This window comes from Paenibacillus sp. FSL H8-0283, from assembly GCF_045040675.1.
Taxonomy (GTDB): domain Bacteria; phylum Bacillota; class Bacilli; order Paenibacillales; family Paenibacillaceae; genus Paenibacillus; species Paenibacillus amylolyticus.
In genome coordinates this window covers 7,008,833-7,033,414 of the sequence record NZ_CP150295.1, presented here as the reverse complement: position 1 = coordinate 7,033,414, position 24,582 = coordinate 7,008,833, and the positions used below count along the sequence as shown (strand labels likewise).

Genomic DNA, 24,582 nt, shown 5'->3' with positions numbered 1-24,582 from the left:
GGTCGCTGATGCAATAACATCTGTTTGTCGATCTGATTTTATTTCCGAATGGAAGGGGTATTTCTAATGAAACATTTGAAGAAAAAGATGCTTGGGGGAACGAGCTTGGCGCTGTCGCTGTTTGTGCTGTCGGCCTGTGGATCTGAGGTAGCTACGACAGGAGCATCTGTAGATACAAGTGCTCTGCAAGAGAAGATTGCAGGGCTTGAGAAGAAACTGGTGGAGCAAGGAGCCAAGAGCGTTGAGCAGGAGCAAAAGATCGCAGCACTTGAGACCAAGTTGAATGAGTTGAGTACAAGTGTGATTGCGGTAGGTGAGGCTGGTGGTCAAACGCCTGTAACATCGGGAAACAACGGATCGGCCGGGAAAGGCGACGGGGTGCTGATTACCTTTGCCCAGTATGAGAAGCTTGAGGTTGGCATGTCGGTAGGAGATGTCATTGAGATCCTCGGCGGCGAAGGTGAAGCGCTGAGTGAAGCGGAGAATATGGTGGTGTACAACTATAAAGGCACAGCCGGCAATGGTGCCAATGCGGTTATTGCTTTTCAAGGCGGGAAGCTGTTGACGAAGGCGCAGTCGGGATTGAAGTGATATTAGTATTGGACATGAAGAGTCTGAATCTTTGGAGTAAAGCGTATTACAGGGTTAGGGGAAGTTAAATGGGGGCCAATCAGAAAATTCTGGTTGGTCTTTTTGTTGTTTTTATAAAGTTTGTGAGTGGCGGAAAAGTTATTAGAAGTAGATTTTTTGAATTAATAACTTGACATTCGCAGTTAGTTGTAACTATAATAATTACATTATAGAAGTTGTAACTGTATTAGTTACATATAACGATTTGAAGGGGGATTCAGTCGAAGCAATTGTATAACCAGACTATAGGATGGTTTAAAAAATCAACGGAATTGGCTGCTAGATGCATTGATATGGATGAATGGCAGCGACATAAAGAGAGGGAGATCAATTAAATGTTTATTAAAAAATCATCAATGGGCGTTATGCTCGTTCTATGTTTCATGTTAATTCTGAGTGCTTGTGCGGGTACAGCAAGTAAAACCGAAAATGCGGAAGACTCTTCATCCAATGCTGCTAGTGCTGGAAATACAAAGAGCGAGGAAACAAACACACCAGCGGTGGAGCTGAAAGTGACTACCTATAATCCTGGGGAAAACAGCATTTTTGGCGTTTCATCAAACCTGATTGAAGGTCCAACTGAAGTCGTGCTTGTTGATGCGCAGTTCCAAAAGAATGATGCCGAGCAATTGGTCAAAATGATTAAAGATACGGGTAAAAAACTGACCACCGTATATATCAGCCACAAGGACCCGGACTACTACTTCGGTCTATCGGTAATCCGTGAGGCGTTCCCTGATGCAAATATCGTTGCGACTCCAGCAACGGTGGAAGGAATCAAGGAAACAATTCAAGTGAAGAATGAATATTGGAATCCGATTTTGAAAGAAAATGCACCAACTGCTCAGATTGTTCCGAACGTCCTTGACGGTGCTCAATTGACTGTAGATGGAGAAGCCGTAGAGATTATCGGTTTAGATGGTTCCGATCCGTCCCATACGTTCCTGTGGATTCCTTCCATTAAAACTGTTTTGGGTGGCGTTCCTGTCTACGAAAATTCGCACGTTTGGATTGCAGATAACCAAACGCCAGAGAGCCGTGACTACTGGCGCCAATTGCTAGACCAAATTATTGCATTGAATCCAGAGCGAGTGATTCCAGGTCATTACCTGGGTACCAGTGCCGGGGATATATCAAGTGTTACATTCACTCGTGATTATATTGCTAAATTTGAAGCAGAGGCAGAGAAAGCCAAAGATTCAAAAGAACTGATTGCAGCCATGGAAAAAGCATATCCGGACTTTACGAATACAGGCGATCTGGAGACGAGCGCTCAGGTAATTAAAGGCGAAATTTCTTGGCCTTAAGTATAACGATGGAATTCTAGAAACGGTATAAGTAAAAGGCAAACATCCTTATCCTGTTAAGTGGGAGGGATGTTTTTGCTGTCATTAGGCGTGTAGGGGTTTCTTTTCGGCGGCAGGTGTGATAGAACTGAGAAGTGGCTATCCTGTAATGGGATACGCGGTTGTGAATCGGGAACATAGCTGGTTACAGAAAGGATGCTTAACGGATGTACGTTGTATGCAAAGAACACGTGGACATTGCCATCGACATGTTTGTCGATGAGTATGAGGACGCTCCAGATATCGTTGATCTGAAGGAGACGGAATTTGCCGACTGGGACCCGCCTGCGAAATGCGCCGAGTGCGAACAGCATGCGGAATTTCTCGTCGTTTAGCGTACTGTAGGACTTAGATGGCCGGAGGCGTGACTTAAGGTGGCGCTTCGGGCTGACTTTCCATCCGGTATGAACATCACAGCAAGAAGCCAAGGAGAGCGTGATGAGCGCTCTTTTTGTCTTTGTGTGGGGAATTGGTGTGGTTAGTAGGTAGCGTGGAACTGCGGCGAAGGTCGTAGGGGCTGACGTGGGAGTAGGCGAGAGTAAGAGAAGATTAAGGTAGGTAGGTGCCGAGTTCCGATTTGGGAGGGAGCTCAGGTTGTAGCAGCGGTGCGAGGTGTGTAGGTAATAGAAAAGTAAGCCCGAGCATGGGAGAAAAGTGACGTTGGGTAACAGCGACGTGGGTAGGGATGGAGGCTTGGCTGGCTGAGTAGCTCTAACGAACCGGAGAAGCCTTATTCGGGGAAAAGACCGCCTGGTTGAAATCTAACGAATCGTAGACACGTTATATTACTGAAAAGGCCTCGAAAGTGGTGGGGAGTGCTCGGTTGGTGCGGAATAGCGTGTTTCAGATTCGTTAAATTTTAAAGTAGCCGAGATGGGGCTGATTAAGGTGTGTGGAGTTCGTTAGAGTTTGGAGAAATGTGTAGTATAGGTATAATACAGTTGGAACGAACGATGCGATGAAGCATCTTACTTATAGAATATCTCGCAAGACAATTTAGGAGGAATGAATTTCATGTTTATTCAGATTATTGGCGTAGGCAAATTGAAGGAAAAATATCTGACGCTGGGCATTCAGGAATATGCCAAGCGGCTCGCCCCGTACATCAAGTTTCAGATGATCGAGGTCGCAGACGAAAAGGCGCCCGATACCCTGAGCGAAGCTGAGGTTCGGGCGGTAAAAGAGCGGGAGGGCGAACGCATCCTCGCGCATGTGAAGAGCGAGGCGCATGTTGTCGCGCTCGCGTTGGATGGCCAGCTCTGGAGTTCCGAGGAGCTGGCATTGGAGATCGACAAGCTCGGCACGTATGGGACGAGCCATGTCGTGTTTGTCATCGGAGGAAGCCACGGGCTCTCCGATGAGGTGTTGCGCCGCGCGAAGCAGCGCTTGAGCTTTGGGCGCATGACCCTGCCGCATCAGCTTATGCGGCTGGTACTGGTAGAGCAGATTTATCGCGCGGTGAAGATAAATCGGGGGGAACCGTATCATAAATAGTGGTAAAGCGGTAATGGTCACATTAAAACAATGAGCCAAAGCTATGTAGTCTTGGTTCAAAATTAAGTAGTGGCTACAGTCGTATAACGACTGTAGCCTTTTTTTAATATTTTTGTGAATAAGCATTAATTTCTCGGAATGCTTCAGGTAGATAATTGCACTTATAACACCATATTCATATCAATAGTATAACCAGAATTCTTAATTCCTTAGCTACTGCAATATGCCATGCTCTGTGCGGCAGGGGGGCACGATCGACCCTGTTTCTAGCCTCCCCGTTCAACTCTGGCAGGGTTGAAGCAAAATGTAGTTGGCATTGGATTGACCCTGCCGCCACTTTTTCCAAAAATATTCGCTGATGCCAACAAGATTACTACAAGTCATCGATATCAAAACCTTATGCTATTTCGTGACGTGCTGAATGAAGCCTTAGTATGTGTTGATAATAGGCAAAATAGTTGTGAATCGCATACTTTATTCGAACGGGTAACTAATTATATTCATGAATATTATTATCAAAGCCTTACAATCGCATCGCTTGCAGAACAACATAACGTTAATCGAAATCGACTTTCTTACATATTTAGAAGACATGCAGGTATGGGACCAGCAGAATATTTATTAAAATATCGTATAAATGCGGCGCAAGAAATGCTATTTACGAGTGATGCGCCTGTACAACAAATTGCGCAAACGGTTGGAATGGCTGACCCCTTTTATTTTAGTAGAGTGGTTCAAGAAACAATGTGGCATTTCTCCTACTGAATATCGAGAGAAGTTCATCAATAATCCATGCTAATTTCAACATGCATCCATTCTAATCTAAAAATTACTTTACTATAATAATGGTTAACTAAAGAAACCATTATGTTGGAGGAATTTCGTATGCAGAAGATTAAAGGACTGCTAGTCTCAATGCTATTATTAGCAGGCATACTAGCAGGTTGTAATGAAGCACCTGCTGAAAATAAAGGATCAACTAAAAAAGGCGTATCTACATCAGCAGTTAATTTAGATGCAACTGATTGGCCGAGAACATTTAAGGATGCCTTAGGTAAAGAAATTGTTATCAAGAAAAAACCAGAAAAGATAGCCTCACTATGGTATTTTTATCCTGAAATATTAGTTGCATTAGGTGAACCACCTGCTGCTTCGACTGAAAAAGAGTATCTATCTTCTTTATCTTATTTAAAAGGAAAGCTGGATTCAGCTGAAGAATTAGGCGATAAAGTGTCTCCTAGTATTGAAAAAGTTTTATCTATTAACCCTGATTTTATTTTAGCAACAGAGCATCATGAAGCAGTGTATGATTCACTAGATAAAATTGCGCCAGTCATTACGTTAAAATACAAGGACATCTATGAAGATTGGCAATATGGACTCCGTACAGTAGCCGAGATTATTGGTAAAGAAGACGAAGCAGAGAAAGTAATTGATAAAATGATGAAAGAAATCACAACTGGGCGTGAAGTATTAAAGTCGATGGAAGGAGAGACAGTAGCACTTATATTGTCTTGGGATGGAAAAACTTTTAATGTTCTAGGTGAAGGAAATCCGGTCTATAAAATTGCGTTTGATAAAGAAAAGGGACTGGGGCTTACACCAGATGATACATATACAGGTGCTAATAATGAATTTACTACGTTTGAAGGAATGTCAACTATTCAAGCAGACCATATTTTCCTTATAGGTGACATTACAAAAGAGGAACAATTAATGAATGGCTTAAAACAAAGTAATGTATGGAATGCTATGAATGCCGTAAAGAAAGGCAATGTCTATTTAATGGATAATTCTGCTATTACTGGTGGGCCATTAGCTACTGAATATGCTATGCAAAATATATTAACTGCCTTGCGTAAGTAGATAATGGTTAGCTCTTGCCTATTCACTGTAAGTAACTTGAAGGTCAAAAAATAAGGAGTGATTACTATCCATTACCAAGCGATTAATCTAAATGAGAAACTATCTGAACTTAACGATCTTTGGTCTCTGAAAGTCATTGGTGAAATGAATGACTATCAATTTAAACTCATTAAGATTGCCGGGGAGTTTGAATGGCATAGTCATGAAGAGACCGATAAGGTATTTATGGTGATCGAAGGGGAGATGATCATTGATTTTCGTGACGGTCAGGTTAAAATCTCCAAGGGTGAGATGATTGTTCTCCCGAAGGGGATCGAGATGAAGCCTTCCGCCGAAAAGGAATGCCATATCATGTTGGTGGAGCCTAGAAGCATAGTAAACAATGACGGTACTGAGTCCGAATTAACTGCAGCCAATGATACTTGGATCTAGTGTTTGTTACTAGTACGATCTCAATGTATGAGAAAATGGTTCACTTGACATTCCCACGGCTAAAGCCGCAAGGTCACTAACGTGACTGGGATTCTTGGCAGAAAATTGGGCTATCCACTTACCTGAATGTTTTGTGATACGGAGTGTACCGAGTCTGGGCTAGCACGACCTCACTATCCATGACACTTCGGCCACCCTGTACGGTCACAAGAATGGTTCCTTGTGCCAATTCATGTGATTGATGAAGCGGTAAAACATATTTGGGATGGCTCGATTACTAATGTAGTTTACGATCCTAAGACTGTCAGATTGGTCGATCTTGCTCAGTGGAAATTCCATTTTTAGCCCTTGTCTCTACAATGAAGGGCACCCAATCAGGGTGTCCTTCATTTCGCTCTATAAATGTTACGGTGAACCGTAACATTTATAGAGCGAAAATTTTTTGATGAAAACAAAGCTCACCCTAAAGAAAAAAGAGCATCGTTCGCCAATTAAAAACCTTTATCCCGATTAGCGGAATAGAGGCTTTACACACAAAAAGACCCAGTCACCTAAAGTAACTGGACCTTCAAAGACAAACTAAATTTCAAAATCAATCGTACCCTTCTCGCTTAACTCAAACGGACCAGCTGTGACATCTGCATCGGGTCTCTTTGTTCCGAAGAAATCGGAGTCAAAATGATATGGACTACTGTCCGGTTCCTCATACTTCATATCGGCGTGATAAGTCTTTCCAAGCAGATCCGTGGTAACTAACATTGCAGAGGTTGCCTGAAGCAATTCGGGATCATGGATCTGAATGTGCACTTTGCCTAGTGCAGGATCAATTTCAACGTTTATACTCTTCTGTGAATAGATCTTCGCATCCGATTCGTGACGACTTGGAACCGCATCGTTAAGAAATACATTGCCACCCGTAGCCACCGGAAGAACGGCATTGCCTATAAAGAAATCCTTCGCCGCATCGCCAAGCTCAAGAAGCTCCTCTTTGGTGTATTCCCACCATTTCTTATCTTTCACATCCGGATGTTGATCGTAGCCGCCAAGTCCCACAGCATGCAGATAACATATGGAATTGTCCGGAACACCATCCATGACTGTCTTCCCGTCCGCTCCAACTTCATCTCTTGGTTTAAGTGGAAGATGCTCAAAAAAGGTGATGGGCACAGGCTCCTTATTAGGATCGTTGTCACCTATAAAGATATTGTTGTAGTACCTGTCATCCCCTCCAGTGATATTGGAGTATCCGGCCATGGCCGTCTCGTGAGGGAAGTGATATGGCGTAATACGAGTAATTTCGGAACGAACTACAAATCGGCCTGCAAACAAATTATGAGCAAATGCCCCGCCCTGAGCCATATTTCTGAAATTCATCGGAGAGAGAAATAGATTGTGATCGACCATATATGGACCATGGCAAACCTCAACGAAGAGGTCTTCCGAAAGATTGTCAAAAAATACATTACGGCTGATGCGAGTGCCCTGTGCCTGCCAGTCCAGCCAAAGCGCACGGTAACAGCTATACATTATATTTTCGCTAATTTGAGTATCCAGGGAAGCATGAAGCTTAATTCCAGCAACTTCGGCACCGTGTCTGAGTCGTTTGTGGTGAATATTATAAATACGGTTCTGATATATGTGGCTGAAGGCTGCTCCCATATGACCCACAATACCTGCCTGTTCACAATCATGAATCACATTACCTCGAACTGTGTGACTGCCGATGTTATCTTTATGCCAGCCGGAGCGTAATGCTTGTAAAATGACCTCCTGCTCACGTTGAGTACCGCCTTTACTATGCTTCTCCAAAGACTTGGTGTGACCTGTACCGATTTCGGTACCCAGGCTAATACCAACGCATTTGGATTCACTGATTATATTGTTCTCAATAATCCAGCCCTTGCTCCAGTGAGGTCCAATCAAACCTTCCTGGTAGTCTGTAGGCGGTGCCCATTGGGGGGAGGCTTGACGAAGAGTGAAACCGCTTACGGTGATGAAGTTAATTCCCGGTTTCTCAGGCCAGAAGCAATAAGGACGTACATTAATTTCTACATTTTCCTTACAAGGATCTTTTCCACCAAAGTTGGCCCAGATTTTTGTTGTTGTAGAATCAACCTCGGCATACCATTTTAACAATGAATCCTTGGGATACTTGGCTTCGGACCAAACTTCAGGGTTGTGAACGCTTTCAATATTATCGCATTCATACAATGATTTGCCATCCAAATAGACATCGCCGAGATGAATTGGGAAGGGCCCGTCAAACAACCAGTCTCCACTGAGCTCTACCTCATAGGGATTGCGAATGGAAAAGAGGGAATTGAGCACTTCTGTGCTCCAGACATGGTTTCCTTCGGACTTCCAGTTGGCAATCCGCTCAGCTCCTGTAATCACGACTTCCCCGTCTCCTGCGGATCGATATACGATTCTATGCTCCGCTGTTCCTCCATTAGCCGGGTTAACCCATTCCCTGTATACTCCAGCATGAACAATAACTGTATCACCAGCCATGGCATAAGCCGCAGCGCGTGATATGGTACGAAGGGGTTGATCCGCTGTTCCTTTTCCTTGATCATTCCCATGTATGGATACATGATATTCCATAACAACTCTCCTTCTATTTTAAAATTATTGTTGTATCCCGTTATTATACTAGAAAATAATTATAATGGCAGAGATAGGAAGGTGTATGTTAGCCTGAATTGATATTGATAAAAGGTAAAACCACATCCACTACCCTATGAAGTTGTGGATTTTTGCGTATTAAAGTCTTCTAGCTATTGTTAAAAGCTATGACTAGCCATGCTTTTTTCATATAACAAGCATTCCTTTCCATCATGCTATACTCATTAGACTAAAAAGTTAGAAGGAGAAATAGTTATGATACCATTTCGTAATGATCATGTAGGTAGCTTTCTACGTCCTGCAGATTTAAGTCAGGCACGTGAACAATATAAATCAGGCAACATCACATATGAGGAATTAAGAGCTGTGGAAGATAAAGAGATTATTCGAATTATTGAAAAGCAAAAGGAAAATGGCGTATTGGCAGTTACGGATGGTGAATTCCGCAGAAGCTGGTGGCATTTTGATTTTCTGGGCGGCTTGGATGGCGTAGAGTTGTATGAGCAAATAGACGGACCGAAATTCCATAATATGCAAACGCGCAAGGGCGGGATTCGTGTTGTTGGTAAAGTTGATTTCTCGAGTCATCCCTTTGTTCAGGATTTTGAGTTTTTGAAAAAGCATGCAGGTGACGCTGTGGCGAAACAGACCATTCCAAGTCCCAACATGCTTCTATATCGATTGGAGAATGACGCTAACATCTATACGGACCGAGAGCAATTCCTTCAGGATACGATTGCGGCGTATCAAAAAGCAATTCAAGCCTTCTATGATGCGGGTTGTCGATACCTGCAATTAGATGATACAGCTTGGGCAGACCTGTTCTCAGAAGCTGGTCACGATAAGCTACGTGCTAAAGGTCTGGAACCGGCGGAAGAGTTGAAAACGATGCAGCGCATGATTAATGAATCCTTGGCTCATAAACCGGCAGATTTAGTGGTGACGATGCATATTTGTCGTGGTAACTATAAATCGAACTATTTCTCAACGGGTGGTTATGATTACGCTTCTGAAGTTATCTTTGGAGGCTTAAACGTAGATGGATTATTTTTAGAATTTGATGATGAGCGCTCAGGTGGTTTCGAGCCATTGAAATATGTGAATCGAAAAGATTTGAAAATCGTGCTTGGTTTACTCACATCAAAAACAGGCGAGTTAGAGGATAAAGAACACATTAAAGCTCGGATTGCAGAGGCGGCAACCTATGTACCACTTGAGCAACTATGTTTGAGTCCACAATGTGGCTTTTCATCTACAGAAGAAGGCAATATTTTAACGGAAGAACAACAATGGCGTAAACTTCGTTATGTGAAGGAAATTGCAGAAGAAGTTTGGAATTAATCCATCTAAATAACGGAGGGGATTCAAAATGACGATCCAAGCAGACCAAGAGACAATTATAGTTGAAGCGTTCATTAATGGTCAAAATGTAAAATCCCTTTCGCAGGAAGCAAAAGAGAATCCGACAAACCCAACTGAGATCGTAGGTTATTTCCCTGTCACTACGAAAGAACAAGCGGTTGAAGCGATTGAAGCGGCGGCAGGGGCTTTTAAAACATGGAAGCAGACCCCCATTGATGAACGCATTATGATGATGCGCAAGGCGATTGAGAAGATTAGAACGGCTGAGAATGAAATTGTACATTTGCTGTCTAGAGAGCATGGCAAGCCCCTGTATGATGCACACGGTGAAATTTATGTTTCGTTAATGTGGATGGAGTTTGCTTGTAATGAAGCTAAATCGGCTCTACAGGAAGAGATCAAAGAGCATGAGAATGGTAAAACGATTCTTTCCTATGATCCCATTGGTGTGGTGGCAGCAATTAGTCCATGGAACTATCCCATTGCTTTATCTACGATTAAGATCGCTCCTGCCTTACTTGCGGGTAACACCATTGTGCTTAAACCAAGTCCATATGCGCCACTGGCGGCAGCGAAGGTGGCAGAGATTATTGCGAGTGAGTTCCCGGCTGGGGTAATCAATGTCGTTCATGGTGATGCGGATGTGGGCGTTGAACTGACTAGTAATCCTCTTGTTACTAAAATCGCTTTTACAGGTGGAACCGCAACAGCTAAGCATATCATTAAAGCTGCGTCGGAAACGATTAAGGATATGACGCTTGAGCTTGGTGGTAATGATGCGGCTATCTTCTTGGAAAGCTTTGATGTTCATGATGAGCGAGCAATGCGCCGGATTGTCATTTCTAATTTCTTGACAGCAGGCCAGATCTGTATGATCGCCAAACGTGTGTATGTACACCGTTCTATTTATGATGAGTTTGTGGAAAAATATATAGAGGCGGCTAATCGCTGGATTCGAATTGGTGACCCATTTGATTCAAATACGACAGTAGGTCCGGTTAATAACCTGAAGCAGAAAAATTATGTGCTTGGTTTGGTTGAAGATGCGCAAAAGCGTGGGGCTAAGGTCATCCCGCTCGGTCAAATTCTTGATCAGAAGCTGTTTGAACAAGGTTACTACCTACAACCTACGCTTGTCTTAGGTTGCGATGTTCATGATCCGATTGTAGTGGAGGAACAGTTTGGTCCTACGGTTCCGATTCTTCCATTTGACGATGAAGAGCAGGTTATTCATCTACACAATGAAAGTATATATGGATTGACGAGTTCTGTGTGGGGGAAAGAAGAGGATGCCATCTCCGTTGCACGTCAACTCGAAGCTGGAACGACTATGATCAATACAGCTGCTGTGCAGGGGCTCGACGTTCGGTTCCCTTTCGGTGGGGTTAAGCAATCCGGTATTGGCCGTGAATACGGCGTGGAAGGTATCCGTACTTATACAGAAAAGCATGTCATCAACGTTCCAAAGACACTGGATCTTCCTTATATACCAGAGTAAATCTTATAGCACACCACTTCGCATCGTACAGGGGAATGTACATGTGAAATTGAATGTAGGCTCTAACTTTGCGCTTTGTTTACTGATTTTTAAGAATCAGTAGACAGGGCGTTTTTTTGTCAGATCTGTTTGACAGTGGTGACTTTTTTAGAGAGAAAATACCCCACATCTGATGGAGGTGACGCTGAAGAAATAAAGAAGCCACTCCATTGATGGAGTGGCTTGATACTCAGCTATTATACGGTGAACGGCGGCTATTTTCTACCTAGTGTCTCCCAAATTCCATGGAGCCAGGAGTCGAACTCCGCATCTTTGTCGCCCTCGTAAGTATCATAAATATCCAGACGTGTCTTTTGCAGTTTTTCCTTGAATTGCTCGAATGTGTGACCTTCAGGAAGGCTTTTTTTAATCCGTAGCAAAATTTTGTTAGTACCTTTAAACAGCTCACCTTTGTTTTTGGCAGGCATTTGTACATCTTCATCCAACTGCTTGAGCTTTTGATATGCCGCTTCGCGCACTTGAAACACTTGATCATTTTTCAAAACATGCTGAAGCAACTTAATGGTAGGGGCTGTGTCCCAGTTCCCCAATTCGTTCACCGCATTCAGTCTTTCTCTCCAGCTTGACGTCCGGTTAGCCGCTCGTTTGAGCTCTTCAAAGTTCTCCGGTAGTTCGTTAACTGCTCCAGTATCATGGTTGTTCGTCAAAATTCAATCTCCTTAATCATCGCCATCTCGGCAGAATGATGAATGTTATTTATGTGATCACTATTATAGCACGAACCTGACTAAACTACTCCTATGAAGCCGATTGGTTAGCCTTTTCCTTAATGAAGTCCACCATATACACCCAACCAATTAGTCCACATAAGACAAAACCAAACGCATGCAGAGATCCGTAAATGGGAATAAAATCGAGTATGGTTAAGGAGTACATATTTTTCAGTAGCGGATAGAAGATGGAAATGACAACAACCGTGTAAAAGGCTAGACAAGAAAGGCCTAAAAAGAAGGCTGCCTTAATATCCAAAGCATTTTTCCTCAAGTAAGTAAGGAGATAAGCGGTGTAAACCACAATATTACAGGCGAACAAAGTGACACCGACGTATTCAATTGGCTTGGAGAAAATCATACCAATAGCAATCAAGATTGGTCCGATGATATCGATGGCAACGATCCAAGGATACCAGCTTTTCTTCGTCATGATGCGTCCCAGTGCACCAATAAAAATTGGAACGATCGCAGATGAGAAATGAAAGTGGAGCGAGCTTAACGCGTGCGTTGAAGGATTAGCTTGGAACAGGTTCAATTGATATTGATATAAGGTAAACCAAATGCCCCCGATAAAAAAATAAACGAGCCCCGCACCAATCGCTATTTCAGCTGCTTTTCCTTTAGAGATTACAATCGTGGTCAAGCCATAGATGCCAAGCAGCAGTGTGAACAGTAGCCATCCAAGAGACAGAATCCCTGGGATTTCCGTACTTTCTAACCCCCACATCTTATTACTCATTACCGAGGCCAGAGTAAGAAGCGCAGCGGGAAATTGAAGCCATTTCATAGCAGCATAAATCATTTGTTGATGTTTATTCTTTTCATCATGGTTCAAAAGTAAAATCACAAGAGGTACAATGACAAAAGCCGCAAAAAGTAGAAATTTTTCAACAAGTTCGAATTGGAAGTAATCAAGGGAAAATATCAGAATGGTTATGATTCCACCGGGAAACACTGGTGCTAATAATGATTTCATTCGTTGCTTCAAGGAACTATTCATGGGGTTTCCTTTCTAACTACGTTTATCGTAATAACTGCCTGTATCCAGTTGTGTAGCTTTCTTTAGTATAGATTCGGCAATTCTTCTTTCAGTAGTCTAACACATTTATTTGTCAATATATGAAAATAAGCGTATCTTACTGCGGTTGATGGAGTCATGGGAAATAGCCCTTTCGCTCTTCAAAGACGTTCACCATAAAGGAGCTGTGGTATCAAATGAATAAGGATAAAAATATAGAAATGAAATACTCTTCAAAAGCAGGGAACATTCTACAACAGATCAATAGTAAAACTAAGCTAGGCGAATTACGAAAAATCGCAAAGGATATTAAAAAAGATCACGAACTAGCTATGGAACTTTGGTCGACCGAAGCGTTTTTGCCCAGACTATTAGCTATTTTAATTATGGATAAAAAACTTCTCTCACAAAAATTACTCAATAAGTTTGATAAGGATATGCAGACTCACACTTTTGATGAGCGAAATAACTTAATGGATTGGTTAATGGCTAATCAGCTCACCAAAGACAAGAAGACCATTGCATTGATGGAGTCATGGGAAAAAAGTCCTTCTGCTCTTCAAAGGCGAGCTTTTTGGTATTATCAAGCGCGATTGAGATGGACCGGACAAACGCCTCCTAATAACACCGAGGACTTACTATCTGCAATTGAAGCTAGTATTACGCAGGAAGAGCCGGAAGTTCAGTGGGCTATGAATTTCATTGCAGGCTGGATAGGCATTTATGATCAAAAGTATCGTGCGCGTTGTATTAAACTTGGTGAAAATACAGGTCTTTATAAAGATGAAATGGTATCAAAAGGCTGTACTCCTAATTATTTGCCAGAGTTCATTGCAATTGAAGTTAACAAACGAAATAAGAACTGGAAGCCTTAATATGGAAAAAGGATCTGGAAGTAAGCTTCCAGATCCTTTTTGCTTGGAGGGCAATTGCAAAAGTTTTATGACACTACTAATCACTATAATTTGAGTCAATCCAATTTTTTAACTCTTCACTCATGATCTCAAACTCCTTCTCAGTAGCCTTCGGATGCAATTCGATTCCTCCAGAAGGTCCGAAAATAATGATGTCTAGGCTCGTTTCGTCTGTAAATGTAATTTTTCCAGCATTGTTCGATCCAAACACATCACCTGCATCAAAAGGTCTAAGTTCTGCATCTTGTATCATTTGGATAACCGTATTTTTTTCTTCCTCGCTTAATATGGTGGGATTAATCATACCGATACTGATTTCTTTTACTTGCCCTGCATCAAGTTTCTCTTTAAATTGTTCTGCCCATTTGCTGTCCGCTCCGCTTCCCGTGGAGCAACTTGAAACGATCAGTATAAAACCGACAATCACCGAGACAATGCCTGAGATCCGTCCGGCACTTAGTGCTAAATCACTTGGCTCCGCATCTTTAAACTTCCATCCCAGTCGTATATACCAAGCAAAGTAAGGCCAAATTGCCATAATTATTCCTATGATTAAGACTACAACACCTATAATTCCTGTCAAACAATCACATCCTGTATATGTTAATTATTCTATTTACTACGATAAATACTTGTTAAAGTTTCTTGTATGTAGATATCTATCGCTACACATCAGCAATCTATCAACTTCCTTGGAAAACAAAAAAAGAGCCACACAGCATGCGGCTCTCCATCTAATTTTAATGCCCGCCCGTATTGGAAGCCCAGACAGGAATCCAACTGTTCGGATAATTGCTATTGGTCAGGGTTGTGTTATAGAGAACTAAATTCCCATCACTTTGCATGACCAGTGTGTCACCTGTTGTGTTAGCCGGTAAGCTGCTCCCGTGATGACCTGGAATCCATGAGGTGGTATTGGGAGACCAAGCAGCTACCTGTACAGAAGTATCAATCATCAAAACTTTATCCCATCCCCAACCGGTGTAATATTCGAATTTACCTGTAGCCGGGTTGAAACCATATCGATAACCATATTGGTAAACGTCTTGATATTTCATGCCATATTTATACATGACAGGTTTCCCGTACTGTGATTCAAAATTGAACGAAAGAGCCCCACTGTTACTAGTTCCGCTACTCCAGAGAGAAGAACCGTTTTGATAGATAACAAAGTTCCCGTCATTTTGCCAGATGGCTGAGAACCTGCCATCTTGGGAGGTGAGATAGTCACCCTTTGCCATGCTTTGGCCGATCGTGAGTTTATCTCCAAGATAGCCAGCAGAAGCTGTTGCTGGTACGGCAAATGCAAGAATCAACAAGCAAGCCATAAGAACTCGAAAAGATCTGGGAAAAAGTCGTTTGTTCATTGGACACGCTCCTATTTTTCTTATAATGGTTAAAGTTAAATGCATAGAACAACAAATCCTTACAGCTATTGCATGTTTCTGCGTTGTATTCAGTCAGGAGCGGTGAGGTAACACGTCCCCATCTGGTGTAAAACGGGAACCAAGATCTAAAATGCTCCCAACGGTCACCTCCTTTAATAGAAGTGTGAAAATCTTTGATACATATTATGTAATGGGATGTGTGTTTTTTAGGAGAGGAAAGCTAAGTATACGCTTGTACTTTAGTAGAGGAGTTGCATCATCAGGCGAAAATACATACTTTATTTTCCATTATAGCAACAAAAAATATAAAAGCCATATTTTTCTATATGAAATTTTGAATCTATTACTTACAACCAATGCGTTATAACTTCTCGTCTCCTGGGCTAGAAAAAAACCTATTATTCGATTGAATAAATTGAAGCTAAACACTAATTTTGGTGCAGATCGAGATATAGGTATTCATCTCCTCTATCAATCTCTCAACTTTTTACACCCATTTTATATATTTAATGATTTTTATGAATTGAACTATGGTAAAATATCTCAGGATCTAAAATTGGAGAGGGGTTTTTTCATTCATGTTTTGGAAAAAAGTTTTGGGTAAAAGCACACTGCGTGTAGCTACCGCTGCACTATTACTCACGCAACTATTGGGCGCAGCAGGTTCTGTCTCTGCCGCAGGTAACGATGTAGAAGTACACTTGATTGGAATCAATGATTTCCACGGTCAGTTAGATACCACATCAATCGTGGGTGATAAGAAGGCAGGAACGGCTCCAATTCTAGCAACCTATCTCAAAGAAGCTCAAGCCAAATATGAACACTCCCTACTCTTCCATAATGGAGACTCTGTTGGTGCATCTGCTCCAGCCTCATCTTTGGATCGTGACGAGCCTACCATGGAATGGATGAATATGATGGGCTTCGATGTAGGGTCCTTAGGGAATCACGAATTCGACCAAGGTGTCGCTGCTTTAAAGGCACAGATCTTTGGTGGCCTTGATCCAAAAGAAGGTAAGGTAACGCATGCCGGTGCAAAATTTGATTACGTCAATGCAAACGTGATTGAAACTGCCACAGGAAAAACATTGATTAAGCCGTATGTGATTAAAGAAGTGGGCGGAGTCAAAATTGGATTTATCGGACTAGTGACGAAATCAACACCTGCCAAAGTATCTCCATCTGGGACAGCTGGCGTACGTTTCTTAAGCGCAGAAGAAGAAGTGGAAGCCGTTAATAAATATGCTAAAGAATTGCAAGACCAAGGTGTAGAAACGATCATTGTTTTGGCACATGATCCAGCAACAACCAAAGAAGGCGTAACCACTGGAGAAGCAGCTGATCTGGCAAAAGCTTTACCAGCGGACTCCCCTGTTGACGTTATCGTTGCAGGTGACAATCATGCTTTGGCTAACGGTGAAGTGAATGGAAAGTTGATCGTTCAAGCTTATTCCTATGGTACGGCGTTTGAAGATATCAAGCTGATGATTGACCCTGCTACCGGGGATGTAACTGAAAAATCAGCGACTGTTACAACGACTTTCCAAGAGGGTGTAAAAGAAGACCCTGAATCTTTAGCTATTATTAAAAAATCATTAGACAAGCATCCTGAGCTGACGAAGCCAGTAGGTACAACGGACGGTTCTGTTACCCGTACAGATGCTTATAATAACGAAGCCCCTCTAGGCAACCTCATTGCAGATTCAATGCGTGAAGCAAACTTTGGGGATGAGGCAAGTGCTGCTGACTTTGCATTTATGAATCCAGGCGGTATTCGTGCGGATTTGCCACAAGGCGATGTGACCTTTGCTGATCTTGCCAAAATCCAACCGTTTGGTAATACTCTAGTAAAACTTGAGCTGACTGGCGAACAGGTTAAAACCTTGTTGCAGCAGCAATGGGGTACCAATGCTGACGGTACACCTAATACCAAAACACTCCAAATCTCTGGTTTGAAATACACTGCAGATTTCAATAAGCCGGTCGCAGAACGTGTTACGGGTCTTAGTCTGGAAGATGGAACATCGATTGATCCTGCAAAAACATATACGGCTGTAGTTAACAACTTTATGGCTGCAGGTGGAGATAACTATAAAGTGCTACTGGATGCTAAATCATCCCTGGCAGGTCCTATCGATCTGGATGTATTCTACCAATACATCGTAGACACGTATAAAGGCGGTAGCATCGAAGCTAAAAATGAAGGACGTATCACAAACCTGGCTGCATCTACCGAGCCAACAGAAACACCTGTAACAACAGAAGTCATTTCTCGTGCTGAATTTGTAAGTGCTCTGGTCGACATGTTGAAACTTAACGAAGTAGCTACAGCACCTGCATTCAAGGATGTTGCGGCTAATACTGCATATGCAGATGCGATTGCTGAAGCTATGCATGCTGGATTCATTCAAGGTTATGGTGGAAACTTCTATCCTGATCGGGATATCACACGTGAAGAAGCTGCTACCATTCTTGCTAAATTGGTAAAAGATCAAGCGACTGATAAAGACGCTGCTACGATTATTGCTAGTTTTGAAGATGGTAAATCCGTGTCTGCTTATGCAATTAAACCTATGGCAAAACTGATTGACAAAGGTATTTTTGCTGGAACAGATAAAAAATCACTTCAACCTAAACTAGGTCTGACTACTAACGATGCAAAAGCATTAATTGAAAAAGCTGTTGCAGCAAAAGCTTCATAATGTAGAACTTATTCAAACTTTATATTAAAACAGAGAAACACATCCTATCGGGCGAATGAGCATTCCTCTACGGATAAACCCTCTCATCAAGTAGTTCTTTAATTGGTGAAAAGGGTTTATCCAGGAGAATGCCATATCCCAATTTAGGATGTTTTTTTATGCTTAAAATCCACGATTCTATGGAGAAATCTATGTCTGAATTGGCTCTATGGTTTGGTTACCGTTTAGTGTTCAGAATTTGGTAAGGGCTCTAAAGTAAAATGGTAAGGCAAGCCATATGAACTTGATGAATTTTATCAGTTTCTGTTGTAAGGATGGAATGGCCAAAGGAAAGGGAAAAAGTTTCTGGTTGCTGCAAAAATTTTAGAAGTGGAGGAGATTTTCGTTTGAAACAAAAACGCAATATAGGTAAACCGTTATTGTCTTTATTTCTGGCAATGTTGCTCGTCTTGCAGACAGTGATATACTCCACCGCCGCATATGCGGAGAGTGTGCCAACCGATTCCGGAATGGAAGCGGTCATTGAATCTGACTCACCGAGTGCCGACGAACCACTTTCGGTACCTGAGGCAGTGAACGACGAACCGCTTTCGGAACCTGAGGCAGTGAACGACGAACCGCTTTCGGAACCTGAGGCAGTGCAAGAGGAACCGCTTTCGGTACCAGAGGCAGTGAACGACAAACCGAATAATTTCGTAGCGATGGCGGCAGTCCCAACGGACAAAACAGCGGTATTTATGGAATCTAATTCAACTTTTCCGCTGGAAGTGACGCAGGGGAATGCTGTTATTAATCCAAACGGTATTATTCAGGGTAGACAGCCCTTTACGCTCAAATCGGAAGGTCTCAAGGTACCAGTGAATGGTGATGACCCAAATCCAACTAATGCAGATCCTGAGAAATACATCCAAAAGGGTGACTGGATCGAGCTGAAAAGAGAAGATTACTTCAAGGAAGTGGTGCTGCCAACAGCTACTAAAACCTTGAATGCACAGACGGAATCAGGTACAAAACAGCTGGGTACCGCCTATTTCACTCCAAATAGCATCAAGATTGTATTTAACGGTGAAGATAATTTTTTCAATGGTGTTGGACGAGGTATCGCCTTCAGCTTTGAATCTACTGCCAATGCAGATATAACGGGACTAGCGTATGGCGATAAAAAGCCGATCAACATCTTTGGTGGTGCATATCAGCTAGAGAACCCAGATGTTACAGCAGAGTATAATATTACTTTAAGCTCGCCTGGAATGATCAGGTGGGATCAGTATGGTTACCGCGGGATTCAGCCAGCGCAATTGGTTGAAGGTGCAATTACTTGGGAGTCAAACGTCTCTGCATTCGATCAGTTTGATAAAACAGTCAAATTGCCGTTAGACGGGAAGACATTCTATACGAATCCAGCCACTTATAATACGGGTTTTGGAAATGTCCGTGGTATCTATAAGGAGGGTTCATTCAAAGTAAACGGCCAAAATGTAACGCCAGTCATTGGGGGCGACGGATCGCTGACTTACATATTTCCGCAGGGAACAGGTCTAGATCCAAAGGTTGAATATAAAACATGGATTCCAAAGGAAGCTTATTATTACGAACATCGGAATCCGCCAAACAATCTTGGTCGCAGCTACCGGGACATGAATGGCAAAGTGGAACTGAGACAGGACAACAACATGTTGGTACAGGCAGGTCAGGAGATTTCTTTTGCTCCCGACTGGATTCAAGCCAGCGCTTCGTATGACCATGCGAATGAAACCATTACATGGAAGATCGCGGTTAACCAATATAATAAAAAAGAGTTAAAGGACTTTACCATCACAAATGTATTACCGGCTGGGCTGGAATTTGAATCGGCTGCATGGCAGACATGGGTAGATGGCGCTGTATCTGAAGAAACGCCAATTACACCAGATTCAAACGGCGTGTATTCCTTCGGGGATATTAACGGAAAAGTCGAATTGTTGATTAAAAGCAAGGCGATAAGTGGTTCCAGCTTCCAAATAGACCCTCGTGCCAACTGGAATTTGGATACACCAGGGGTTATACAGAACAACGATGTAATGACGGGTAAAAGACCTATTGCGGTGACAGATGAGGCAGTCGTCAGCATTGGCGCACACACGTTTACAAAAACAGGCGCAGTATCAACCGAGGATTATAACCTGGGCAGTATCACGTGGACCGTTAATCTAGCACCACAGTATGCCTTACCTAACGCGGTAGTATACGATGTCCTTGTGCATGGCGGTGACTTGAACGTCTTGGACAACGCTGTAGATGAAACCAGCGAGGTGAGTGCGGAGACAATTGCGAAAATTAAAGCAAATATCACTTCTGCGCAGCTTTGGAAGCAGTACAAAGCGGGAACTCTGAAGTCGAATGCAACCGGATTGACGATGAAAGCTATTCCATTAACCGTGGACGGTAAAGTGGTGGCGGATTTGATCAAGGTGACCGGATACACCGAAGAAGCGGCATCCTTCAGCTTCCGTGCACTTGAGACCAACCCGAACATTCTCTTCAGACAGGATATTAACGCAGGGAAAACTGTTTCGAATCGGGCTTTGCTCATTGATGGCGAAACCGTAAAAAAAGCAGATAACAGCGCCAACCTACACCTGCATATGTTGAACAAGGATATGCTCTTTGCTTCGAAGCCATTAAAAGTAGATGGTACTTTTGACAATGTGACGCCGAATAACGTTAGCAGTTACATTAGAAATGATAACAATGAAGCATGGACAATTTCTGGCTATGACAGGACAACCAAAACGGTCACATTCCGTTTAGGGGTAAATATGCCTGGATATAACACAGAAGAAATGGCTAAGGATGGCGGTAATCGAGTCATTAGTAATATTAAGCTAGTGGATACACTTCCCGAAGGGTGGGAATTTGTTCCTTTCTCTGAAACTAAGGATTTTGAGCTTTGGAAAGGATTTTCGGACAATGGTGCAGGAACAGAATATGGTGTTAGAAACGATGCTAGAACTCTAATTGAACCAGGTACTAGTTCTCATGTAGTCCATTTTTCACACATTGGAAACGAGGGTACTTTCACCTTCTCCAAGCTGGAGAGTCCTTATATCATTCTGGTGAAGGCAAGACCTTCCAACGATGCTCTGCAGAAGTATTTAGAGGAATACACCATCAACGGCACGGACAAACAGGTGCTGTATAACAAAGCCGACCTTCATATGACATGGGGTGGAGTGGAGAAGGTTGTCACCGAACAGCGCAAAGTTATTGTACCTATTCAGACCCTTGGAAAGTCGGTAACTAAGCCAGTTCCAGGAGTGCTGGAATGGACGGTGAACTATACCCCGCCATTTAACATGAAGCAGGGTGTTTATTTGCAGGATACCCTGGGTGCAGGCATGAATTTGCGTTATGAAGAAAACGGAAAGCTTGTGCTGACATCACCTAGTATGGCAGTCTATCCTGCTAAATTGACCGCAAGCGGCACTCTTGAACGAGAGGGCGCAGCACTGGACCTCAGCGACCCGAATGCTGAAGTTCAAGTAGAAGCTGTACCAGGCGCAGGTGGCACTACGGTTCTAACATTTAAAATGGACGGCCCTAATCAGCTTTACCAGTTTGTGTACCAAACAGAAGTTGATCCAACTAAAGCGAAAGCTGGAGACACAATGGGCAACGAGGTAAAACTGGAGGGCGATGACAATCTGAAATCTGTCAGTGCCAGAAGCGAAAGCACGCTGGACAGTTCGGACGTGGCCGGCAGTTCAAGTTCCAATGCTCTGTTACCTCTGAAAAAGGTAGATCCCAATGGCAATCCGCTAAAAGACGTAGAGTTCACACTCTATAAGAAAGACGGCGGAACTATAATCACCAAAGGAAAAACCGATAGCGGAGGGAAACTTAATCTGCTATTCCCTGATCCAGGGTATTATGAGCTGAAAGAAACTTATATTGACACCAATACTTGGCTGCCAACTACAAGAGTATACCAAGTATATGTAGGGAATACGCCAGGGAAGCCCATCTGGGTAGACGGGGTGAAATTAACCTCTGATAATCCGCTGATCGTGCCTACACCGGCACAAGGCAAGCTGACCATTACCAATAAGGTGGAAGGCAACGGCAGTGATCCGGACAAAGAGTTCGAGTACACCGTGACCATCACCGGCGAAGGTAAGGACAGAGAGTATACCTATAAGAAGTCGGATGATACGTTTGGCACGATCAAGAGCGGAGGCAAGATTACCCTTAAGCACGGGGAATCTGTGACGTTCCCAGCCTTGCCTGCGGATCTGGTCTATACCGTAAACGAGGCTGATTATACATCCGTTGACGGTTATACGACGATACCGGGTACGAGAGAGCTGTCTGGCTCAATCGTGAATAAAGGTGATCACAAAGCGGACTTCATCAATGAACGGACCGTTAACAAGCTGACCATCAGCAATACGGTCATGGGCAACGGCGGCGATAAAACGAAGGAGTTCGAGTACACCGTCAACTTTGAGGATACAGGCAAAGAGGAAAGTTACTCTTACTTGAAGACGGACGGCAGCACAGGTTCGATCAAGTCCGGCGGTAAATTCCGCCTTAAGGATGGAGAGGCACTGGATATTTTGGGTCTGCCTAAGAATCTGAAATACACAGTTACCCAACAAGATTATACAACCGATGAATACATGACTACTCCTGAGGAACGGTACTATACCGGAGTCATGAAAGGCATTGATGAAGATGCCCCATTCACGAACGTGCGAGTCTTGAAGGGCGGCCTATTAATCAGCAACACAGTTAAAGGCAAAGATGAAGACAAGAAGAAGCTGTTTAAGTACACGGTTGCCTTCACCGGCGAGGGATCGGACGAATCCTACGTCTATGAGAAATCAGACGGCAGCAAGGGTATGATCAAGAGCGGTGAGAGCTTTGAGCTTACAGATGGCCAGACGCTCATTGTCCAAGGGCTTCCAACCAATCTTCAGTACAAAGTGACCCAAGATGATTATACGCAAGATGGCTATGTGACTGATCCAGAAAGTCTCATTCACATGGGCACTATTCCAGAGAAAAAATTATCTGAAGCACATTTTGCCAATACCCGACCGTATCTGGAAGGCGTGTTGCGTAACAATAAAACAGGAGAAGTCATTCCGAATGCACCGATTACGGTAACCGATCTGAAGACAGGCGAAGAGATTCAGACGCAGACGAATGAGAAGGGTGAATATTCAATCCCAGCCGTAGCGGATACCGACTATACGATCAGATATACGAAGATGTATCGGGTAGGCGGTAAGGATGTACCTGTTGAGTTTACGCAGAAAGCAAATGTGAACAGCAGTGTAACGGACGAGACTGTTCCAGCGGACATTACGGCCGTGGGGATCATTCTGTTCAAACAATTGGATGGAACAACAGTGCTATTCAATGATTTGTTGACTAGCCAGATGCATATCTATTTGAAAGACAAGGATGGCATCTATGTTAAGGAAAACGGCCAACCTAAAGCATTTCCTATGGCGTCGAATGGAACTTTCTCTGTGGAAGGGCTAAGCGAGCAGAAGTACACAATGGAAGTTCGCTATCAAGCTGAGACCGGCGAGGAATTGCTGCTCAAAGTAGCGCAACTTGACGTTAAAGCTAACGGAGAGCTGAATATTTCAGAGGAGTTAGTCGACCCTTACGGTACCGTCTATGATGAAACGACAGGAGATGCCGTCACTGGCAAGAAAATTGATGGAGCCAAAGTTACACTGTATTATGCGGATACGCAGCGGAATAGAGATAACGGCCGCATTCCGGGTACGAAAGTAACGCTTCCAAAGGTTCCAAATTTCCCGCCGTACGACAACGAGAGCCCGGAGCAGAGTAGTGATGCAGATGGCTTCTATGCGTACATGGTGTTTCCTGAAGCGGATTACTATCTGATCGTAACGAAGGACGGATACGAAACGCACACAAGTGGTACTATTTCAGTCGATTTTGACATTGTCAGGTACGATGTGCCAATGAAGCCAATTAGTTCTGGTGGCGGCAATGGTAACAATGGAGGCGGCACCGTAACGCCTGGTCCAGGGACCGTAACGCCAGATCCGGGCACGGTAACGCCAGATCCAGGCACGGTAACGCCAGATCCGGGCACCGTAACGCCTGGTCCAGGGACCGTAACGCCAGATCCGGGCACCGTAACGCCTGGTCCAGGGACCGTAACGCCTGAACCGGGCACGGTAACGCCTGAGCCGGGCACGGTAACGCCTGAACCAGGCACTGTAACGCCTGAACCAGGCACCGTAACACCTGAACCAGGCACTGTAACGCCTGAACCAGGCACCGTAACGCCTGAACCAGGTACCGTAACGCCTGAACCAGGCAATGGTAACGATCAGCTTAAGAACGATAGCAACGAGTTGGACGATGCTCCGAAAACTGGAGATAACAGCGTATCGCCATTCTTGTATATGATTTTGGCGCTGATGTCCTTAATGACGATTGGGTTCTGTCTACTCGGGTACAAGAAGAAAAAGCACATCCAGTAATGGAAGGGAAGGCGGTAAGAAA

At 43.5% G+C, this 24,582-nt stretch carries 16 protein-coding genes and 1 pseudogene; 12 read left to right on the top strand and 5 right to left on the bottom strand.

Annotation, left to right across the window (positions count from 1 at the left end):
* The first annotated feature begins 66 nt into the window (after positions 1-66).
* From MHI52_RS30810 to MHI52_RS30780, 7 genes and pseudogenes are all read left to right on the top strand, one after another.
* Entirely contained in the window at positions 67-591 is a 525-nt protein-coding gene (locus MHI52_RS30810; protein WP_051449799.1) for a hypothetical protein, read from the top strand.
* 374 nt (positions 592-965) lie between these two features.
* Positions 966-1,937 carry an MBL fold metallo-hydrolase gene (locus tag MHI52_RS30805; protein ID WP_340983815.1) on the top strand — a complete coding sequence of 324 codons (972 nt, stop codon included), beginning with the start codon at positions 966-968 and terminating at the stop codon, positions 1,935-1,937.
* Between the two features lie 206 nt (positions 1,938-2,143).
* The gene (locus MHI52_RS30800; RefSeq protein WP_017691462.1) at positions 2,144-2,311 is read left to right on the top strand and encodes a CxxH/CxxC protein; all 168 of its coding nucleotides are present in this window, start codon (positions 2,144-2,146) and stop codon (positions 2,309-2,311) included.
* 679 nt (positions 2,312-2,990) lie between these two features.
* Entirely contained in the window at positions 2,991-3,470 is a 480-nt protein-coding gene (rlmH, locus tag MHI52_RS30795) for a 23S rRNA (pseudouridine(1915)-N(3))-methyltransferase RlmH (RefSeq protein WP_017691463.1), read from the top strand.
* Between the two features lie 387 nt (positions 3,471-3,857).
* Positions 3,858-4,269 (top strand): annotated as a pseudogene (locus MHI52_RS30790) (helix-turn-helix transcriptional regulator); the annotation flags it as partial.
* 86 nt (positions 4,270-4,355) lie between these two features.
* Positions 4,356-5,336 carry an ABC transporter substrate-binding protein gene (locus MHI52_RS30785; protein WP_340983816.1) on the top strand — a complete coding sequence of 327 codons (981 nt, stop codon included), beginning with the start codon at positions 4,356-4,358 and terminating at the stop codon, positions 5,334-5,336.
* A gap of 66 nt (positions 5,337-5,402) precedes the next feature.
* Positions 5,403-5,768: a cupin domain-containing protein gene (locus tag MHI52_RS30780; RefSeq protein ID WP_026010820.1), complete on the top strand. Its 366-nt coding sequence runs from the start codon at positions 5,403-5,405 to the stop codon at positions 5,766-5,768.
* Between the two features lie 579 nt (positions 5,769-6,347).
* Here MHI52_RS30780 and MHI52_RS30775 read toward each other — a convergent pair.
* Positions 6,348-8,372 carry a right-handed parallel beta-helix repeat-containing protein gene (locus tag MHI52_RS30775; protein ID WP_405158233.1) on the bottom strand — a complete coding sequence of 675 codons (2,025 nt, stop codon included), beginning with the start codon at positions 8,370-8,372 and terminating at the stop codon, positions 6,348-6,350.
* A 276-nt stretch (positions 8,373-8,648) separates the two neighbouring features.
* Here MHI52_RS30775 and MHI52_RS30770 point away from each other — a divergent pair, with 276 nt between their 5' ends.
* Together MHI52_RS30770 and MHI52_RS30765 are read left to right on the top strand one after the other, a co-directional pair.
* Positions 8,649-9,734 carry a 5-methyltetrahydropteroyltriglutamate--homocysteine S-methyltransferase gene (locus tag MHI52_RS30770; protein WP_405158232.1) on the top strand — a complete coding sequence of 362 codons (1,086 nt, stop codon included), beginning with the start codon at positions 8,649-8,651 and terminating at the stop codon, positions 9,732-9,734.
* A 28-nt stretch (positions 9,735-9,762) separates the two neighbouring features.
* Positions 9,763-11,253 (top strand): aldehyde dehydrogenase family protein, encoded by a 1,491-nt coding sequence (locus MHI52_RS30765; protein ID WP_405158231.1) that lies wholly within the window; start codon positions 9,763-9,765, stop codon positions 11,251-11,253.
* A 254-nt stretch (positions 11,254-11,507) separates the two neighbouring features.
* On the opposite strand, the gene MHI52_RS30760 is transcribed toward MHI52_RS30765, so the two are convergent.
* Both MHI52_RS30760 and MHI52_RS30755 read right to left on the bottom strand, forming a co-directional pair.
* On the bottom strand, positions 11,508-11,960 hold the full coding sequence (locus MHI52_RS30760) for a HEAT repeat domain-containing protein (RefSeq protein ID WP_405158230.1): 453 nt from the start codon (positions 11,958-11,960) through the stop codon (positions 11,508-11,510).
* Positions 11,961-12,051: 91 nt separating this feature from the next.
* On the bottom strand, positions 12,052-13,026 hold the full coding sequence (locus MHI52_RS30755) for a YndJ family transporter (protein ID WP_405158229.1): 975 nt from the start codon (positions 13,024-13,026) through the stop codon (positions 12,052-12,054).
* A gap of 215 nt (positions 13,027-13,241) precedes the next feature.
* Here MHI52_RS30755 and MHI52_RS30750 point away from each other — a divergent pair, with 215 nt between their 5' ends.
* A complete protein-coding gene (locus MHI52_RS30750; protein ID WP_405158228.1) occupies positions 13,242-13,919 on the top strand; it encodes a DNA alkylation repair protein in 678 nt (225 codons plus the stop codon).
* A gap of 76 nt (positions 13,920-13,995) precedes the next feature.
* On the opposite strand, the gene MHI52_RS30745 is transcribed toward MHI52_RS30750, so the two are convergent.
* Together MHI52_RS30745 and MHI52_RS30740 are read right to left on the bottom strand one after the other, a co-directional pair.
* A complete protein-coding gene (locus MHI52_RS30745; RefSeq protein ID WP_405158227.1) occupies positions 13,996-14,541 on the bottom strand; it encodes a DUF6199 family natural product biosynthesis protein in 546 nt (181 codons plus the stop codon).
* A 157-nt stretch (positions 14,542-14,698) separates the two neighbouring features.
* Positions 14,699-15,325 (bottom strand): hypothetical protein, encoded by a 627-nt coding sequence (locus MHI52_RS30740; protein WP_076320161.1) that lies wholly within the window; start codon positions 15,323-15,325, stop codon positions 14,699-14,701.
* A gap of 599 nt (positions 15,326-15,924) precedes the next feature.
* On the opposite strand from MHI52_RS30740, the gene MHI52_RS30735 reads away from it, so the two are divergent.
* Positions 15,925-18,048, top strand: a complete 2,124-nt coding sequence (locus MHI52_RS30735) for a 5'-nucleotidase C-terminal domain-containing protein (protein WP_405158226.1) — start codon at positions 15,925-15,927, stop codon at positions 18,046-18,048.
* Between the two features lie 386 nt (positions 18,049-18,434).
* Positions 18,435-24,560 carry a carboxypeptidase regulatory-like domain-containing protein gene (locus MHI52_RS30730; protein WP_405158225.1) on the top strand — a complete coding sequence of 2,042 codons (6,126 nt, stop codon included), beginning with the start codon at positions 18,435-18,437 and terminating at the stop codon, positions 24,558-24,560.
* Positions 24,561-24,582: the final 22 nt, after the last annotated feature.

Excerpts from the sequence above, each read along its gene's own strand:
- MHI52_RS30810 (WP_051449799.1), top strand. The coding sequence starts at position 67 with ATGAAACATTTGAAGAAAAAGATGCTTGGGGGAACGAGCTTGGCGCTG.
- MHI52_RS30750 (WP_405158228.1), top strand. The coding sequence starts at position 13,242 with ATGAATAAGGATAAAAATATAGAAATGAAATACTCTTCAAAAGCAGGG.
- MHI52_RS30770 (WP_405158232.1), top strand. The coding sequence starts at position 8,649 with ATGATACCATTTCGTAATGATCATGTAGGTAGCTTTCTACGTCCTGCA.
- rlmH (WP_017691463.1), top strand. The coding sequence starts at position 2,991 with ATGTTTATTCAGATTATTGGCGTAGGCAAATTGAAGGAAAAATATCTG.
- MHI52_RS30755 (WP_405158229.1), bottom strand. The coding sequence starts at position 13,026 with ATGAATAGTTCCTTGAAGCAACGAATGAAATCATTATTAGCACCAGTG.
- MHI52_RS30740 (WP_076320161.1), bottom strand. The coding sequence starts at position 15,325 with ATGAACAAACGACTTTTTCCCAGATCTTTTCGAGTTCTTATGGCTTGC.
- MHI52_RS30765 (WP_405158231.1), top strand. The coding sequence starts at position 9,763 with ATGACGATCCAAGCAGACCAAGAGACAATTATAGTTGAAGCGTTCATT.
- MHI52_RS30775 (WP_405158233.1), bottom strand. The coding sequence starts at position 8,372 with ATGGAATATCATGTATCCATACATGGGAATGATCAAGGAAAAGGAACA.
- MHI52_RS30800 (WP_017691462.1), top strand. The coding sequence starts at position 2,144 with ATGTACGTTGTATGCAAAGAACACGTGGACATTGCCATCGACATGTTT.
- MHI52_RS30735 (WP_405158226.1), top strand. The coding sequence starts at position 15,925 with ATGTTTTGGAAAAAAGTTTTGGGTAAAAGCACACTGCGTGTAGCTACC.
- MHI52_RS30805 (WP_340983815.1), top strand. The coding sequence starts at position 966 with ATGTTTATTAAAAAATCATCAATGGGCGTTATGCTCGTTCTATGTTTC.
- MHI52_RS30785 (WP_340983816.1), top strand. The coding sequence starts at position 4,356 with ATGCAGAAGATTAAAGGACTGCTAGTCTCAATGCTATTATTAGCAGGC.